Raw genomic sequence first — 15536 nt, 5'->3', positions numbered from 1 at the left:
GCGGGGCGCGGGCCGTTAATCTCGGGTCCGGACAGGGGGCAAGAGGGAAGGTTCCGCGCATGCCATACACGACGATCCGCTATCAGCTTTCCGGGGGGATCGCGCAGATCACGCTTGCCCGCCCCGATGTCATGAACGCGCTGAACGCGCAGATGCGCGCCGAGATTACCGCCGCGATGCTGCGCGCGGCCGGGGAAGCGCGCGTCGTCGTGCTGACGGGCGCGGGGCGTGCCTTCTGCTCGGGGCAGGATCTGGGCGACGGGGCAAGCGCCGCCGGGCTCGACCTGGAGCGTATCCTGCGCGACGAATACGAGCCGATGCTGATGGCGATCTACGAATCCCCCTTGCCGGTGATCGCCGCCGTGAATGGGGCCGCCGCCGGTGCGGGGGCCAATCTGGCGCTTGCGGCCGATGTGGTGATTGCCGCGGAAAGCGCGGTCTTCATGCAGGCCTTCACCCGGATCGGCCTGATGCCCGATGCGGGCGGCACCTATTGGCTGCCGCGTCAGGCGGGGTTCGCGCGCGCCATGGGGATGGCGCTTTTCGCCGACAAGGTCAGTGCGCGGCAGGCGGCCGACTGGGGGATGATCTGGGAGGCCGTGCCCGACGCCGATTTTGCCGCGCACTGGCAGGGCCGGGCCGCCCATCTGGCCGAGGGGCCGACCGCGGCCTACCGGGCCGTCAAGCAGGCGATGCGCGGATCCTATGCGCGCGACCTGGCAGGCCAGCTTGCCACCGAGGCCGAATTGCAAGGCGCGCTTGGCGCCACGCGGGATTTCCGCGAGGGCGTGTCGGCGTTTCTTGAAAAGCGCAAGCCGGGTTTCACCGGGCGCTAGGCCGGCTGGCCGCGCCTCAGGGCGTGCGGATCTGCTGCGAGAAGCCTTGTCCCGACGCGGGCCTTTGCGTGCGGGGGGTGATCGGCACCCCATCCGCCGCAGTCCGGCCGTCGAGTACCCCCAGTTCGGCCAGATAGCCCGGCAGGTGGCCCGACAAGAGCAGCCGCCAATCCAGCGGCAGGTCAGGCTTGAGGCTTTGCGCAAGGCGGTAGACCACGGTCGTGCAGTTGGCCAGGAGCGTGTTGTAGAACCGCGCCCGTGCCTCGAGGTCCTGCGCCAGCTCGACATAGGACAGGAACATCACCCGCCGCTGTTCGGGCGTCAGCGCCAGGGGGTAAAGGCGCACCTTCTCTTTCCGGTAATCGGTCCGCAGTCTGACGATATCACGCTCGGTCGCGCCGATCAGGACCAGTTCGAACTGGCGAAAGAAGCCGCCGATCTCGTTGAACTCCTCGCCATCCTCGCGGCGGATCTCGACCGAGAAGACGACGTGTTCGCCGGCTCCGAAGCCGAAGCTGACCAGCAGATGGGCGATGTCCGGGTTGTCCCAGACCGAGGTGATCATGTCGACGGTCTGCAGATCGTTCAGATCGACGCTGCGGTCGATCCAGCGTTCGGTGGCATCGTTCTCGGAGCGCCAGTCGAAATCGCGCAGGTCGGACAGCGTCACGCGGCTGCCGTCGACCCTGGCCTTGACCCCGCGTTCCACATCCTTTGCCCAATCGCGATCCTGCATGGGAGTGATGGTCTGATACCAGCCGCCCACGATCAGCGCGCCAAGCGCAAGCACGGCCCAGCCGGCCCGGCGGCTGCGGAAGAAGCGCAACCAAAGGGCCGCCAGTGCCGCAAGGCCAAGCAGAACAAGTGCATCAAGGCGGATCGCGCCCGACAGGTGCAGCCAGAGCGCCGTCCCGGCCCATGCAACGCCGGCCAGCACCAGCAGTACGAAGGCGGCATGGGCCAGAAGCGTCGCGGTCCGGATCATTGGGTCACTCCTGCGCCAGCTGCACCTACCGCTTGGTAAAGCGCGCCGAACTGATCTGCGATGGCTTCACAGCGTATCGTAAGGTCAGCGTCCGCCTTGATGAACGGGTGTTGTGCCAGTTGGATTTCGAAGATTCCGGCCAGCAGTTGAGCTTGGGTGAGGGCTTTCTGCCCGGAAAACTCGTCCATCGTGCCTGTTCCTCGCGCAGACCGGGCTCTGCGCCTCGATGCAAGATTTGGGCTTGAGGATGCAGGCGCTCTGGGCTTCCGCATACCGGCGCCCCCGTTACCCAGAAGTTACCTTAAAGCAAAACCCGGCTGAGATAGCGGGGCCGTATAATTCCTGATTCTTTGATTAATTTGGTGGAGCCAAGGGGAGTCGAACCCCTGACCTCTTGAATGCCATTCAAGCGCTCTCCCAACTGAGCTATGGCCCCACCGGAGGTCCGCGCAATCCCGTTCGGGCAGCGCGTGGAGGGTCGTATAGGCAGTTCGCAGAACCGGCGCAAGGGGTATTTCGCTTTACATGGTGCGAAAAACGCGATGCTCCCGCAGGCGGCAGAAACGAAATGCTGCTAAAGCGGTATGGTCGGGCAGGGGCGCATTGTTCTGAAGAATCCCTAGCCTTCCACGAATGCGATTGCACTTGGTCAGGTTCGATTCCGGCATGTGGGGAAGGAACAGCCGTTCGATCGGCGAATATGCATCAGGGTGCGATCTACAGCTCGCAGGACAAACTGGCCTGCCACCTTGTGCATCGCACAGCTTGGTCAGCGATCAGGCTGGGCCGGTCAACAAACTTCATATTGCAAAAGGTGGCCCGGGGTACCGGGCAAGATGCCCCGGCCGGAACCCGAAGGCCCGTTACCATCACGCCCCCGGCCGTTTGCGTGCAGGTCTGCACAGGCAAAGCGGCCGCGGGCCGATCGGCTGGCGTGGCCCTGACGGCCGCGCCGCGATCAGTTGTCGTCGTCGTCGCTGCTGACATCGGCGATGTCGTCCAGCGAAACGTTGTCGTCGTCGTCGTCTTCCAGCAGATCGTCGTCAAGATCCACGTCGCCGCTATCGGCGTCGAGATCCTCGTCATCGGTCACGTCGTCCTGCTCGACCTGGCTTTCACGCTGGCCCGCCTTGTCCGAGGTCAACGTGCGTCCGCGCCCCGCAGTCAGGCTTTCAACGGTGAAGCTGTTGCTGCAGACGGGGCAGGTCATCGGGTCGTTGTTCAGGTCGTAAAAGCGGCTCGCGCAATGCGGGCAGAGGCGCTTGACGCCCCATTCCTCTTTCGGCATGGAATTCTCCTGGCATCGCTCTTATTCAGAGAGTCGCAGCCAACTGCCACAATGACCGCAGGGTGTCAAAGCCTTTTCGTGCGATTGCGCAGAGGCGTCCCATATCCGCCAAAGGAGCCCGTTCTGTCCCGCGTCCTGATCCCCGGAGACCCGGCCGTCGCGCTGACCTTGCGCCGTTCCGCGCGGGCCCGGCGCTTCAGCCTGCGGGTGTCGCGCCTGGACGGGCAGGTCACGCTGACCCTGCCGCGTTGGGCCGCCGAGGCCGATGCCCTGGCCTTCGCCCATGACAAGGCCGACTGGCTGCGCCGGATGGTGTCCGATTCGGTGCCGCTGCGGCAGGCCCGGATCGGTGCGACGCTGCCCTTCCTGGGGCAGGAATGCCGGATCGTCGCTGCAAATATCCGCGCGCCAAGGGTTCAGGATGACCGGATCCTTGTGCCCCCCGATCCCGCGCGCCTCGGGACCCGGCTGGAAGCGTTCTTCAAGCTTGCCGCGCGGCAACGCCTGCACGCCGCGACCGAGCGCCACGCAAGAACGCTCGGTCGCACCTACAGGCGGATCACGTTGCGCGATACCCGCTCGCGCTGGGGATCGTGCACGCAGGACGGAAGCCTGATGTATAGCTGGCGGTTGGTGATGGCCCCCGAAAGCGTGCTTGATTATGTCGCGGCCCATGAAGTCGCGCATCTGGCCGAGATGAACCATTCGCCCGCCTTCTGGGCCGTGGTCGCCCGGCTTCGCCCGGATTTCGCGGCGGATCGAAGCTGGCTCAGGCGCCATGGCGGCGCCCTGCATGCCATACGGTTCCGCGATTGACCGGCCGGTGCGATAGGGCCAAGCTGGCGCGATGACAACCATCACCTCCCGCCCGATCGAGGCTGCGGCCCATGATCGCCTGTATCGCGCCCTGCGCCAGCAGATCATGCATGGCGAAATCCTGCCCGGCCAGGCCCTCACGCTGCGGGGGCTGGGCAAGACCTATGGCGTATCGATGACACCTGCGCGCGAGGCGCTGCGCCGGCTGGTTGCGGAAGGCGCGCTGATGCTGTCGGCCTCGGGGCGGGTCGCCACGCCCGAGCTGACCAATGACAGGATCGAGGAACTCGCCGCCCTGCGGGCCCTGATCGAACCCGAGCTTGCAACGCGCGCGCTGCCCCGGGCGCATCTGGCGCTGATCGACCGGCTGGCCGCAATCAATACCGCGAATGCCGAAGCCGTCGCCAAGCAGGATGCGGTCGCCTATATCCGCACAAATCTCGAATTCCACCGCACGCTTTACCTGCGTGCGCAGGCCCCGGCGATGCTGGCGGTGATCGAGACCGTCTGGCTGCAACTCGGTCCGACGATGCGGGCGCTTTACAACCGCGTGTCGCGCAACGAACCGCCCCGCCACCACCGGCTGATCCTTGCCGCGCTGCGGGCGGGCGACGAGCCCGGCCTGCGACTGGCCGTGCGCACCGATGTGACACAAGGCCTGCGCCATCTGGCGACATAGAAAAAGGGGGCTGTCGGCCCCCTCTGGGCCTGCGGCCCATTCACCCCCGAGGATATTTCCGCCCTGAAGATGCGTGCGTTTCTTCAGAGTCCAAATATCCCCGCCGGAGGCTTCCCCGGCCGCCGCTTGCGCGGCGTGCCGGAATATGTTGGAGGGTTCCCCCCTCAGGCGTGGATCGCGCCGTCCCCACAGGCCAGGGCTGCTTCGCGCACCGCCTCGGAATAGGTCGGGTGAGCGTGGCAGGTCAGGGCAAGGTCCTGGGCGGATGCGCCGAATTCCATGGCAACGCAGACCTCGTGGATCAGGTCGCCCGCGCCGGGGCCAATGATGTGGCAGCCGAGGATCCTGTCGGTTTCCTTGTCGGCGATCAGCTTGACGAAGCCGTCCGCCTGGAACACTGCTTTCGCACGGGCGTTGCCCATGAACGGGAACTTGCCGACCTTGTAGGCGCGGCCTTCCTGTTTGAGCACCTCTTCGGTCTTGCCGACGCTGGCCACCTCGGGGGTGGTGTAGATCACGCCGGGGATCACGTCGTAATTGACGTGGCCATGCTTGCCGGCGATGACCTCGGCCACTGCCATGCCTTCATCCTCGGCCTTGTGGGCGAGCATCGGGCCGACGATCGCGTCACCGATCGCATAGATCCCCTTCACGCTGGTCTGCCAGTGGTCATCCGTCTTGATCTGGCCGCGCGGCAGCAGTTCCACCCCCGCGGCGTCAAGGCCGAGCCCGTCGGTATAGGGCTTGCGACCGGTGGCCACCAGGACCACCTCGGCCTCGATCTTGTGTTCGCTGTCATCCTTGCGCAGCTTGTAGGTGACGGTGTTCTTCGTCTTTGCCTTGCTCACGCCCTGGACGGCGGCGCCGAGCACGAAGTTCAGCCCCTGTTTGGCAAGGATCTTCTGGAAGGATTTCGCAACCTCGCCATCCATGCCGGGGGTGATGGCGTCGAGATATTCGACCACGGTCACCTCGGTGCCGAGGCGGGCATAGACCGAGCCCATTTCCAGCCCGATCACGCCCGCGCCGATCACGACCATGGATTTCGGCGTCTTGGGCAGGCTGAGTGCGCCGGTCGAGGTGACGATGGTTTCCTCGTCGATCTCGATTCCGGGCAGGGAGGAGGCTTCGGAGCCGGTGGCGATGACGATGCTTTTTGCGCTGTGAACCTCGTCTCCGACTTTCACCTGGCCTGCGGCCGGGATCGAGCCCCAGCCCTTCAGCCAGGTGATCTTGTTCTTCTTGAACAGGAACTCGATGCCCTTGGTGTTTCCGGAGATGACCTCGTCCTTGTAGGCCTGCATCTGTTTCCAGTCGACCGAGGGGGCTTTGCCCTTCAGGCCCATCCTGGCGAAGTTATGTTCGGCCTCGTGCAGGTGGTGGGTCGCGTTCAGGAGCGCCTTGGAGGGAATGCAGCCGACATTCAGGCAGGTGCCGCCGAGGGTTTCGCGGCCCTCGACGCAGGCGGTCCTGAGGCCAAGCTGGGCGCAGCGGATGGCGCAGACATAGCCGCCGGGGCCTCCGCCGATCACGATCACATCGAATTCTGCCATGGGTGTCTCCGGTCATTGAGGGAGGAACCGGGGGCTTTCTGCCCCCGGACCCCCGAGGATATTTGTGCCAAGGTGAAAGCCGGTCAGATCAGGGCTGTCAGCATCATGGCAAGGGTTGCAAGGAAGCCTATCGCCCAGATGACCGAGCGCCAAGGGCGCCAGCCGAAGGCATAGGCGGGAACATAGAGGATGCGGGCGGCGAGATAGGTCCAGCCGCAGGCCGCCGTGAAGGCGCCGGCCTTGCCCGACAGGGTGATCACGACCACTGCGAGGGTGAACAGGATCAGCCCTTCGAAATGGTTGTCGAGCGCGCGTTGCAGGCGTGCGGTGATCGGGGAGAGTTGCCGCGACGGCGGCTTGTCGCGTGCCGAGGAGGTATAGCCCACCCCCAGTTCCCGGTTCGCCGGGACGGCGAAGAGCAGGTATTGGATGGCTTGCAGGAGGCCGGTGAGGGTGAGGGCGGTGAGTTCGGGAGTCATGGGCTATCAACCAAGACTGTATCCACATGATGCGGGATTAGTTCCGGGTAGCTCTCGGTATGCAAGTGAACGTCATAAGGTCGCAGCCAAAGTCGATCATTTAGCAAGAACAGGCAAAAGCTAAACATCTCGCGCAGTGGCATATCTTTCACCCTTTGCCATGTCGGCGATTCCTCACCCACAACAGATCGGGAGAACTCATGCACTCTATCTCCGACTGCGTCCTCCTTGAATGTAACCAGAACTAGATGTGCAAACTCATTTCGAATTCTCGCCAAAAGCTTTAGCGCATGCGCTTCTTCATGCGACAGAATCCGAAGCGCAACACATAGTTTATTGCGACTAGAAAACGTGCCTAGCTCCCTGTTTGATCCGAGAAGTTCTGTGGCCTCTTTTGATTTATTCAAGTAAGCTGAGAGGCAATCCTCCAAAACTTTCTCGAAGTATGCGCCTGCTGAAAGCACCATGCCTCGGTCGCTCTCGTTGTCGAGGTCATCCCAAAAGCGCTCCATTTCTGCCTGAGCCTGCTTTACATGCTCATCAGAAGTTATCTCGCGCTTTTGGGACACAGAGATTCGGCCTTTAACCTTAAAGATCCATCAGCAGTCGCCGGGGATCCTCCAGCGCTTCCTTCACCCGCACGAGGAAGGTCACCGCGCCCTTGCCGTCGACGATGCGGTGGTCGTAGCTCAGCGCCAGATACATCATCGGGCGGATCACGATCTGGCCGTTCACCACCACCGGGCGCTCCTGGATCTTGTGCATGCCGAGGATGCCCGATTGCGGCGGGTTCAGGATCGGCGAGGACATGAGCGAGCCATAGACGCCGCCGTTCGAGATGGTGAAGCTGCCGCCCTGCATCTCGGCCATCGAGAGCTTGCCGTCGCGGGCGCGCAGGCCCAGCTCGCCGATCTTCTTCTCGATCGCGGCAAAGCCCATCTGGTCGGCGTCGCGCACCACCGGAACCACAAGGCCCGAGGGCGTGCCCACGGCCACGCCCATATGGACGTAGTTCTTGTAGACCACGTCGCCGCCGTCGATCTCGGCGTTGACCTCGGGCACTTCCTTGAGTGCATGGCAGCAGGCCTTCACGAAGAAGGACATGAAGCCAAGCTTGACGCCGTGCTTCTTCTCGAACTGGGTCTTGTATTCGTCGCGCAGCGCCATGATGCCGGACATGTCGACCTCGTTATAGGTCGTGAGCATCGCGGCGGTGTTCTGCGCGTCCTTGAGGCGGCGGGCGATGGTGGCGCGCAGGCGCGTCATCTTCACGCGCTCTTCGCGGGCGGCGTCGTCGGCGCTGACCGGGCCACGCGGGGCGGCCACCGGCGCGGGGGCGGGCGATGCGGGCGCGGCCGCGGGGGCCGTCGCGGCACGGGCCACGTCTTCCTTCATGATGCGCCCGTCGCGGCCGGTGCCCTGCACCTGATCGGCACTGAGGCCGGCTTCGGCCATGGCCTTCTTGGCGGCCGGTGCGTTTTCGACATCGCGGCCGGCCTGTGCGGCCGGGGCCGCGGGCGTCGAGGCCGGGGCCTGCGACTGGGCGGGGGCGGCGACGCTGCCGGCCTTGCCCTCGGCCACCACGGCAAGTTTCGCGGTGGCATCGACGGTGGTGCCCTCGGGGGCGAGGATCTCGGTCAGGACGCCGGCAACGGGCGAGGGAACCTCGACCGAGACCTTGTCGGTTTCCAGCTCGCACAGCATTTCGTCCTGCGCGACGGTATCGCCCACCTTCTTGAACCAGGTGGAGACAGTCGCTTCCGCGACGCTTTCACCAAGAGAGGGAACCATTACATCAGTCATCTTGACCTCATTGGATTGCGGCGCGGCGGATTTTGCCGAATCTGCGCCATTCGTGTCTGATTTCTTGGCGGGGGCGTCGGCCCCTGCCTCGGTGATCTGTGCCAGAAGGGCGTTGACGCCCACGGTCGTGCCTTCGGCCGCGACGATCTCAACCAGCGTGCCGGCTGCGGGCGAGGGAACCTCGACCGTGACCTTGTCGGTCTCCAGCTCGCACAGCATCTCGTCGACGGCGACGGTGTCGCCCGGCTTCTTGAACCAGGTCGCCACCGTGGCTTCCGACACGCTTTCGCCCAGTGTGGGAACGCGGACTTCGAGTGCCATCTCAGCCCTCCAGAGCGTCGTTGACCAGCGCGTCCTGCTCGGCCTTGTGGCGCGAGGCAAGGCCCGTCGCCGGAGAAGCCGAGGCAGCCCGGCCCGCATAGCGCGCGCGGGGGCTTTTCGCTTCGATCTTGTTCAGAACCCATTCGAGATTGGGTTCCACGAAGCTCCAGGCGCCCTGGTTTTTCGGTTCTTCCTGGCACCAGATCACTTCGGCATTCTTGAAGCGCGACAGTTCCTTGACCATCGAATGGGCCGGGAAGGGGTAGAACTGCTCAAGCCGCAGCAGGTAGACATCGGTCAGGCCGCGCTTGTCGCGCTCGGCCAGCAGGTCGTAATAGACCTTGCCCGAGCAGATCACGACGCGCTTGATCCTGGCGTCCGAGGCCAGTTTCAGTTCGGACCTGCCGTCCTGCGCGTCATCCCACATCACGCGGCGGAAGAACGACCCGGTGGTGAAGTCCTCTGACCTGGAGGTGCAGAGCGGATGGCGCAGAAGCGATTTCGGCGTCATCAGGATCAGCGGCTTGCGGAAGTTGCGGTGGATCTGGCGGCGCAGGATGTGGAAGTAGTTCGCCGGGGTCGAGCAGTTCGCCACGATCCAGTTATCCTCGGCCGAGTTTTGCAGGAAACGCTCCAACCGGGCCGAGCTGTGCTCGGGGCCCTGGCCCTCGAACCCGTGCGGCAGCAGGCAGACAAGGCCCGACATGCGCAGCCATTTCCGCTCGCCCGAGTTGATGAACTGGTCGAACATGATCTGCGCGCCGTTGGCGAAATCGCCGAACTGCGCTTCCCACATGACAAGCGCGTTGGGTTCGGCCAGCGAATAGCCGTATTCAAACCCGAGCACGGCATATTCCGACAGCATCGAGTCGATCACCTCATAGCGCGACTGCCCCGCGCGGATGTGGTTGAGCGGATAGTAGCGCTCTTCCGTGGTCTGGTCGATCAGGCCGGAATGGCGCTGCGAGAAGGTGCCGCGCGTGCAGTCCTGACCGGACAGGCGCACCGGAACGCCCTCGACGGCAAGCGATCCGAAGGCAAGCGCCTCGGCCGTGGCCCAATCGAAGCCCGCGCCGCTTTCGAACATCTTGGCTTTCGCCTCGAGCTGGCGGGCGACGGTCTTGTGCAGGTCGAAATCTTTTGGCGCCGAAGTCAGTGCTCGGCCAATATCGGCCATCGTTTCGGGGCTGATCGCGGTGGTGCCCGCATCATACTCCTCGCGCTCGCGGTCGAGATGCTTCCAGCGCCCGTCAAGCCAGTCGGCCTTGTTCGGCTTGAAGCTTTTCCCGGCTTCGAACTCTTCGTTCAGATGGGCCTGGAAGGCGGCCTTCATGTCCTCGATCTCGCCCTCGGGGATCAGCCCGTCGGCGACCAGACGCTCGGTATAAAGCTGAAGGGTCGTCTTGTGGGACTTGATCCGCTTGTACATGAGCGGGTTGGTGAACATCGGCTCGTCGCCTTCGTTGTGACCGAAGCGGCGGTAGCAGAAGATGTCGATCACCACGTCCTTGTGGAATTTCTGGCGGAATTCGGTGGCGACCTTCGCGGCGTGGACCACGGCCTCCGGGTCATCCCCGTTGACGTGGAAGATCGGCGCCTCGACCATCAGGGCGATGTCGGTCGGGTAGGGCGAGGAGCGCGAGAAATGCGGCGCGGTGGTAAAGCCGATCTGGTTGTTCACCACGATATGCATGGTGCCGCCGGTGCGGTGGCCGCGCAGGCCCGAAAGGCCGAAGCATTCCGCTACGACACCCTGGCCTGCAAAGGCCGCGTCGCCATGCAGAAGCACGGGCAGAACCTGATGACGGTCGGTATCGTTCAGTTGGTCCTGCTTGGCGCGCACCTTGCCCAGGACGACGGGGTTCACCGCCTCGAGGTGAGAGGGGTTGGCGGTCAGTGACAGGTGCACCTTGTTCCCGTCGAACTCGCGGTCCGACGAGGCGCCGAGGTGGTATTTCACGTCGCCCGAGCCGTCCACGTCCTCGGGCTTGTAGGAACCGCCCTGGAATTCGTGGAAGATCGCGCGATAGGGTTTCGACATCACGTTGGCCAGCACCGAAAGGCGGCCGCGGTGCGGCATGCCGATGACGATTTCCTTCACGCCAAGATTGCCGCCCCGCTTGATCACCTGCTCCATCGCCGGGATCAGCGCTTCACCGCCGTCAAGGCCGAAGCGTTTGGTGCCCATGTATTTGACATGCAGGAACTTCTCGAAGCCCTCGGCCTCGACCAGCTTGTTCAGGATCGCGCGGCGGCCTTCGCGCGTGAAGGTGATCTCCTTGCCGTAGCCTTCGATCCGTTCCTTCAGCCATGCGGATTGCTCGGGATCCGAGATGTGCATGTATTGCAGCGCGAAGGTGCCGCAATAGGTGCGCTTCACAAGGTCGATGATCTGGCGCATCGAGGCGTGGGTCAGGCCCAGCACGTTGTCGATGAAGATCGGGCGGTCCATATCGGCCTCGGTGAAGCCGTAGGAGGTGGGGTCCAGTTCGGGATGCAGCGATTCATCGCGCAGCCCCAGCGGGTCGAGATCGGCGGCAAGGTGGCCGCGGATCCGGTAGGCGCGGATGATCATCAGCGCGCGGATCGAATCCAGCACAGCACGCTTGACCGCCTCTTCCGAGACGGCGACGCCGCTTTCGGCCGCCTTGGCGCGGATCTTGTCGCCCGCTCCCTTCACCTCGGCCGCGACGGGCCATTCGCCGGTCAGCGCAGCGGTCAGGTCGTCCACCGGAACCGGGGGCCAGTCGCCACGCGCCCAGGATGGGCCTGCGGCCGCGCGCCGGGCATCCTGCTCGCCTTCGCCAAGCGATCGGAAGAACTCGGCCCATTGTGCATCGACGCTGGCCGGATCGGCGGCGTAGCGCGCCTGCAACTGGTCGATGTAGTCGGCATTGGCGCCGTCCATGAAGGACGAGGCCTTGAACTGCGCGTTGGGGGATTGTTCGGTCATGTCAGTGCATTGCCTCTTCAAATTGGGCGTCTGGCGTGCCCACGCTGTCTGGAAGGCCAGGGATGCCCGCCACCCGGGCGGTCTGGGCGGGCCGGGTATTCGTCTTCGGTTGGATCGACGGCCCGTCGCAGGGCCGGATGTCGATCGAATGCAGGTCGATCCGTGCGATCTGTGCAGAGCGTTCGGGGAATTCGGGGGTATGCCGCGCGGGATGCCGCATTTGCGGGCGCTTCTTGCTGCCCGGCCCGGCAATCGCATCCGGGCCGGGGCTGTCAGGTCTCTGGCCGGCTGCGGGGCGCGCGCCCGGATGCATGGTGATCCGGTCCGATCCGCCATTGCGCCGTTCCGTCGCGGCAAAGACGCGGGATGCGTGTTTGCGCAGCAGGCCGGACTGGTCTTTGATCACGCTCTGGTCCAAAACACTCGCCCCTCCTCAAGCGGGCGCCTTGCCGGAAACCGGAGCGCGGCGCGGCAAGCACCACGCTCCGGCGATTGTCGTCAGCCCTTGATCGCCTTCATCACGGCCTCGCCCAGATGGGCGGGGCTGTCGGCGACCACGATCCCGGCTTTCTTCATCGCCTCGATCTTGCTTTCCGCATCGCCCTTGCCGCCCGACACGATCGCGCCGGCATGGCCCATGCGGCGGCCCGGAGGTGCGGTGCGGCCCGCGATGAAGCCCGCGGTGGGTTTCCAGCGGCCCTTCTTCTTCTGCTCGGCCAAGAATTCCGCGGCTTCCTCTTCGGCGCTGCCGCCGATTTCGCCGATCATGATGATCGAGGTGGTTTCCGGATCGTCGAGGAACATGTCGAGCACGTCGATATGCTCGGTCCCCTTGATCGGGTCGCCGCCGATGCCCACGGCCGAGGACTGGCCAAGGCCCAGATCGGTGGTCTGTTTCACCGCCTCATAGGTCAGCGTGCCCGAGCGCGACACCACACCGCACGAACCGCGCATGTGGATATGGCCGGGCATGATGCCGATCTTGCAGGCGTCGGGGGTGATGACGCCGGGGCAGTTCGGCCCGATCAGGCGCGATTTCGAACCTTCGAGCGCGCGCTTGACCTTCATCATGTCCAGAACCGGAATGCCTTCGGTGATGCACACGATCAGTTCCATTTCGGCGTCGATCGCCTCGAGGATCGAATCCGCGGCGAAGGGCGGGGGCACATAGATCGCGGTCGCGTTCGCGCCGGTCACATGCTTTGCCTCGTGGACCGAGTTGAACACGGGCAGGTCCAGATGCGTGGTGCCGCCTTTGCCGGGCGTCACGCCGCCGACCATCTTAGTGCCGTAGGCGATGGCCTGCTCCGAGTGGAACGTGCCCTGCGAGCCGGTGAAGCCCTGGCAGATGACTTTGGTGTTTTCGTTGACGAGGACTGCCATTTTCTTAGCCTTTCACCGCTTTCACGATTTTCTGCGCAGCATCGGCGAGGTTGTCCCCGGCGATGACGTTGAGGCCGGAAGTCGCGATGATTTCCTTGCCTTTCTCGACATTCGTGCCCTCAAGTCGCACGACGAGCGGAACCTGCAGGCCAACCTCTTTCACCGCGGCGATGATGCCTTCCGCGATGATGTCGCAGCGCATGATGCCGCCGAAGATGTTGACGAGGATGCCTTTGACGTTGGGGTCCGAGGTGATGATCTTGAAGGCCTCGGTCACCTTTTCCTTGGTGGCGCCGCCGCCGACATCCAGGAAGTTCGCAGGCTCGGCCCCGTAAAGCTTGATGATGTCCATCGTGGCCATGGCCAGGCCGGCGCCGTTCACCATGCAGCCGATCTCGCCATCGAGCGCGATGTAGTTCAGGTCGAACTTCGAGGCGGCGAGTTCCTTGGGGTCTTCCTCGGTTTCGTCGCGCAGCGCGGCGATGTCGGGGTGACGGTAGATCGCGTTGCCATCGAAGCCCATCTTCGCATCGAGGCATTTGAGGTTGCCGTCGGTCATCACGATCAGCGGGTTGATCTCAAGCATCTCCATGTCCTTCTCGACGAAGAGCTTGTAGAGGTTCTTGATCAGCGCGACGCATTGCTTGACCTGCGGGCCTTCCAGCCCAAGGGCGAAGGCCACGCGGCGGCCGTGGAAATCCGACAGGCCCGAGGCCGGATCGACCGAGAAGGACAGGATCTTCTCGGGGGTCTTGGCGGCGACTTCCTCGATATCCATGCCGCCTTCGGTCGAGCAGACGAAGGAAATGCGCGAGGTCTGGCGATCCACCAGAACGGCAAGGTAAAGTTCGCGCGCGATGTCCGAGCCGTCTTCGATATAGATGCGGTTGACCTGCTTGCCGACGGGGCCGGTCTGATGCGTCACCAGCGTGCGGCCGAGCATCTGCTTGGCCAGCTGCTCGGCCTCTTCGACCGACTTGGCCAGACGGACACCGCCCTTTTCGCCCGCTTCGGCTTCCTTGAACTTGCCCTTGCCGCGGCCGCCCGCGTGGATCTGGGCCTTAACGACCCAGAGCGGGCCGTCAAGTTCGCCCGCCGCGGTCTTGGCCTCGTCCGCCTTGAGCACGATGCGCCCTTCGGAGACCGGGCAGCCATAGCTGCGAAGAAGGGCTTTCGCCTGGTATTCATGGATATTCATGGCAATGTCCCATGCTGGTGCAATTTGAAGGCCCTCTTGACACATCTGGCCTGCCTCACAAAACGATATTTGCCGGAAATGCGGTGCCACCGGCAGAAATCCACGCTTTGTGATCACGGGCTCAAAAACTGTGATCACAAAGATCCTGACAGGGGGCGTCATGGCTTCTGAATCGCAGGAATCAAGCGATTTGGGGATGATCCGGCAGTGCCGGATGCAGCGGGCAAAGAAAAACGCGCCCCGAAGGGCGCGTTTTCCGGTTGGGTATTCAGTCTGCGTCAGGCCAGCGAGGGGTCGATGCCCTTGCAGGCCTCGACAAGGCCTTTCACGGCATCGACGGACTTGTCGAACATCGCCTGCTCGTCTTTGTTGAGCTTGATGTCCACGACCTTTTCGATGCCGCCGGCACCGATGATGGTCGGCACGCCGACATACATGCCGTCAAGGCCGAAGGCGCCCTTCACGAAGGCCGCGCAGGGCAGCAGGCGCTTCTGGTCCTTCAGGTAGGCTTCGGCCATTTCGATGGCCGAGGTGGCCGGCGCATAGAAGGCCGAACCGGTCTTCAGCAGGCCCACGATCTCGGCGCCGCCGTCGCGGGTGCGCTGGACGATCGCGTCAAGCTTGTCCTGCGTGGTCCAGCCCATCTGCACCAGGTCGGGCAGCGGGATGCCGGCCACGGTCGAGTAGCGCGCCAGCGGCACCATCGTGTCGCCATGGCCGCCCAGGACGAAGGCGGTGACATCGCGCATCGAGACGCCGAATTCCACCGACAGAAAGTGGCGGAAACGCGCCGAGTCGAGCACGCCGGCCATGCCGACGACTTTCTCGGCCGGCAGGCCCGAGAACTGCTGAAGCGCCCAGACCATCGCGTCGAGCGGGTTGGTGATGCAGATCACGAAGGCGTTCGGGGCGTGCGCTGCAATGCCCTCGCCCACCGATTTCATGACTTTGAGGTTAATGCCCAGAAGGTCGTCGCGGCTCATGCCCGGCTTGCGCGGCACGCCGGCGGTCACGATGCAGACATCGGCGCCCGCGATATCGGCGTAGTCGTTGGTGCCCTTGAAGGTGCCGTCAAAGCCCTCGGAGGGGCCGGATTCCGCGATGTCGAGCGCTTTGCCCTGCGGGGTGCCTTCCGCGATGTCGAACATGACGACATCGCCGAGTTCCTTGATGGCGGCGAGATGGGCGAGCGTGCCGCCGATCTGGCCGGCGCCGATAAGGGCGATCTTGGGTCGGGCCATG

At 64.2% G+C, this 15536-nt stretch carries 15 protein-coding genes and 1 tRNA gene; 3 read left to right on the top strand and 13 right to left on the bottom strand.

The window, feature by feature from the left end; translation table 11 throughout:
* Positions 1-59 precede the first annotated feature (59 nt).
* Positions 60-836, top strand: coding sequence for an enoyl-CoA hydratase-related protein (locus AC4PTO_RS13975; protein WP_492729457.1), 777 nt, complete (start codon positions 60-62; stop codon positions 834-836).
* A gap of 16 nt (positions 837-852) precedes the next feature.
* Here AC4PTO_RS13975 and AC4PTO_RS13970 read toward each other — a convergent pair whose 3' ends face one another.
* The 4 genes from AC4PTO_RS13970 to AC4PTO_RS13955 all read right to left on the bottom strand — a co-directional run bounded on the left by AC4PTO_RS13970 (position 853) and on the right by AC4PTO_RS13955 (position 3109).
* A complete protein-coding gene (locus AC4PTO_RS13970) occupies positions 853-1821 on the bottom strand; it encodes an Lnb N-terminal periplasmic domain-containing protein (protein WP_492729455.1) in 969 nt (322 codons plus the stop codon).
* Positions 1818-2009, bottom strand: coding sequence for a hypothetical protein (locus AC4PTO_RS13965; RefSeq protein ID WP_492729453.1), 192 nt, complete (start codon positions 2007-2009; stop codon positions 1818-1820). Before AC4PTO_RS13965 ends, AC4PTO_RS13970 begins: the two co-directional genes overlap by 4 nt.
* 172 nt (positions 2010-2181) lie before the next feature.
* Positions 2182-2257 (bottom strand) — tRNA-Ala (locus AC4PTO_RS13960).
* A 522-nt stretch (positions 2258-2779) separates the two neighbouring features.
* Entirely contained in the window at positions 2780-3109 is a 330-nt protein-coding gene (locus tag AC4PTO_RS13955; RefSeq protein ID WP_492729451.1) for an FYDLN acid domain-containing protein, read from the bottom strand.
* Positions 3110-3187: 78 nt separating this feature from the next.
* On the opposite strand from AC4PTO_RS13955, the gene AC4PTO_RS13950 reads away from it, so the two are divergent.
* Both AC4PTO_RS13950 and AC4PTO_RS13945 read left to right on the top strand, forming a co-directional pair.
* On the top strand, positions 3188-3925 hold the full coding sequence (locus tag AC4PTO_RS13950; RefSeq protein ID WP_492729449.1) for a M48 family metallopeptidase: 738 nt from the start codon (positions 3188-3190) through the stop codon (positions 3923-3925).
* 31 nt (positions 3926-3956) lie between these two features.
* Positions 3957-4604 (top strand): GntR family transcriptional regulator, encoded by a 648-nt coding sequence (locus AC4PTO_RS13945; protein ID WP_492729447.1) that lies wholly within the window; start codon positions 3957-3959, stop codon positions 4602-4604.
* A 164-nt stretch (positions 4605-4768) separates the two neighbouring features.
* On the opposite strand, the gene lpdA is transcribed toward AC4PTO_RS13945, so the two are convergent.
* The 9 genes from lpdA to mdh all read right to left on the bottom strand — a co-directional run bounded on the left by lpdA (position 4769) and on the right by mdh (position 15535).
* On the bottom strand, positions 4769-6157 hold the full coding sequence (lpdA, locus tag AC4PTO_RS13940; RefSeq protein WP_492729445.1) for a dihydrolipoyl dehydrogenase: 1389 nt from the start codon (positions 6155-6157) through the stop codon (positions 4769-4771).
* A gap of 83 nt (positions 6158-6240) precedes the next feature.
* Positions 6241-6636 (bottom strand): MAPEG family protein, encoded by a 396-nt coding sequence (locus AC4PTO_RS13935; RefSeq protein WP_492729443.1) that lies wholly within the window; start codon positions 6634-6636, stop codon positions 6241-6243.
* Positions 6633-7205 (bottom strand): hypothetical protein, encoded by a 573-nt coding sequence (locus AC4PTO_RS13930; RefSeq protein WP_492729441.1) that lies wholly within the window; start codon positions 7203-7205, stop codon positions 6633-6635. Before AC4PTO_RS13930 ends, AC4PTO_RS13935 begins: the two co-directional genes overlap by 4 nt.
* Before the next feature lie 19 nt (positions 7206-7224).
* The gene (gene odhB, locus AC4PTO_RS13925) at positions 7225-8760 is read right to left on the bottom strand and encodes a 2-oxoglutarate dehydrogenase complex dihydrolipoyllysine-residue succinyltransferase (protein ID WP_492729439.1); all 1536 of its coding nucleotides are present in this window, start codon (positions 8758-8760) and stop codon (positions 7225-7227) included.
* 1 nt (position 8761) lies between these two features.
* On the bottom strand, positions 8762-11713 hold the full coding sequence (locus AC4PTO_RS13920) for a 2-oxoglutarate dehydrogenase E1 component (protein WP_492729437.1): 2952 nt from the start codon (positions 11711-11713) through the stop codon (positions 8762-8764).
* A gap of 1 nt (position 11714) precedes the next feature.
* Positions 11715-12119 (bottom strand): hypothetical protein, encoded by a 405-nt coding sequence (locus AC4PTO_RS13915; protein WP_492729435.1) that lies wholly within the window; start codon positions 12117-12119, stop codon positions 11715-11717.
* A gap of 92 nt (positions 12120-12211) precedes the next feature.
* Positions 12212-13096 (bottom strand): succinate--CoA ligase subunit alpha, encoded by an 885-nt coding sequence (sucD, locus tag AC4PTO_RS13910; protein WP_492729433.1) that lies wholly within the window; start codon positions 13094-13096, stop codon positions 12212-12214.
* 4 nt (positions 13097-13100) lie between these two features.
* Positions 13101-14294 (bottom strand): ADP-forming succinate--CoA ligase subunit beta, encoded by a 1194-nt coding sequence (gene sucC / locus AC4PTO_RS13905; RefSeq protein ID WP_492729431.1) that lies wholly within the window; start codon positions 14292-14294, stop codon positions 13101-13103.
* 278 nt (positions 14295-14572) lie between these two features.
* Entirely contained in the window at positions 14573-15535 is a 963-nt protein-coding gene (mdh, locus tag AC4PTO_RS13900; RefSeq protein WP_492729429.1) for a malate dehydrogenase, read from the bottom strand.
* Between the last annotated feature and the right edge of the window lies 1 nt (position 15536).

The sequence above is a fragment of the Rhodobacter maritimus genome, from assembly GCF_058747975.1.
This window is presented reverse-complemented; position numbering and strand designations above follow the sequence as displayed.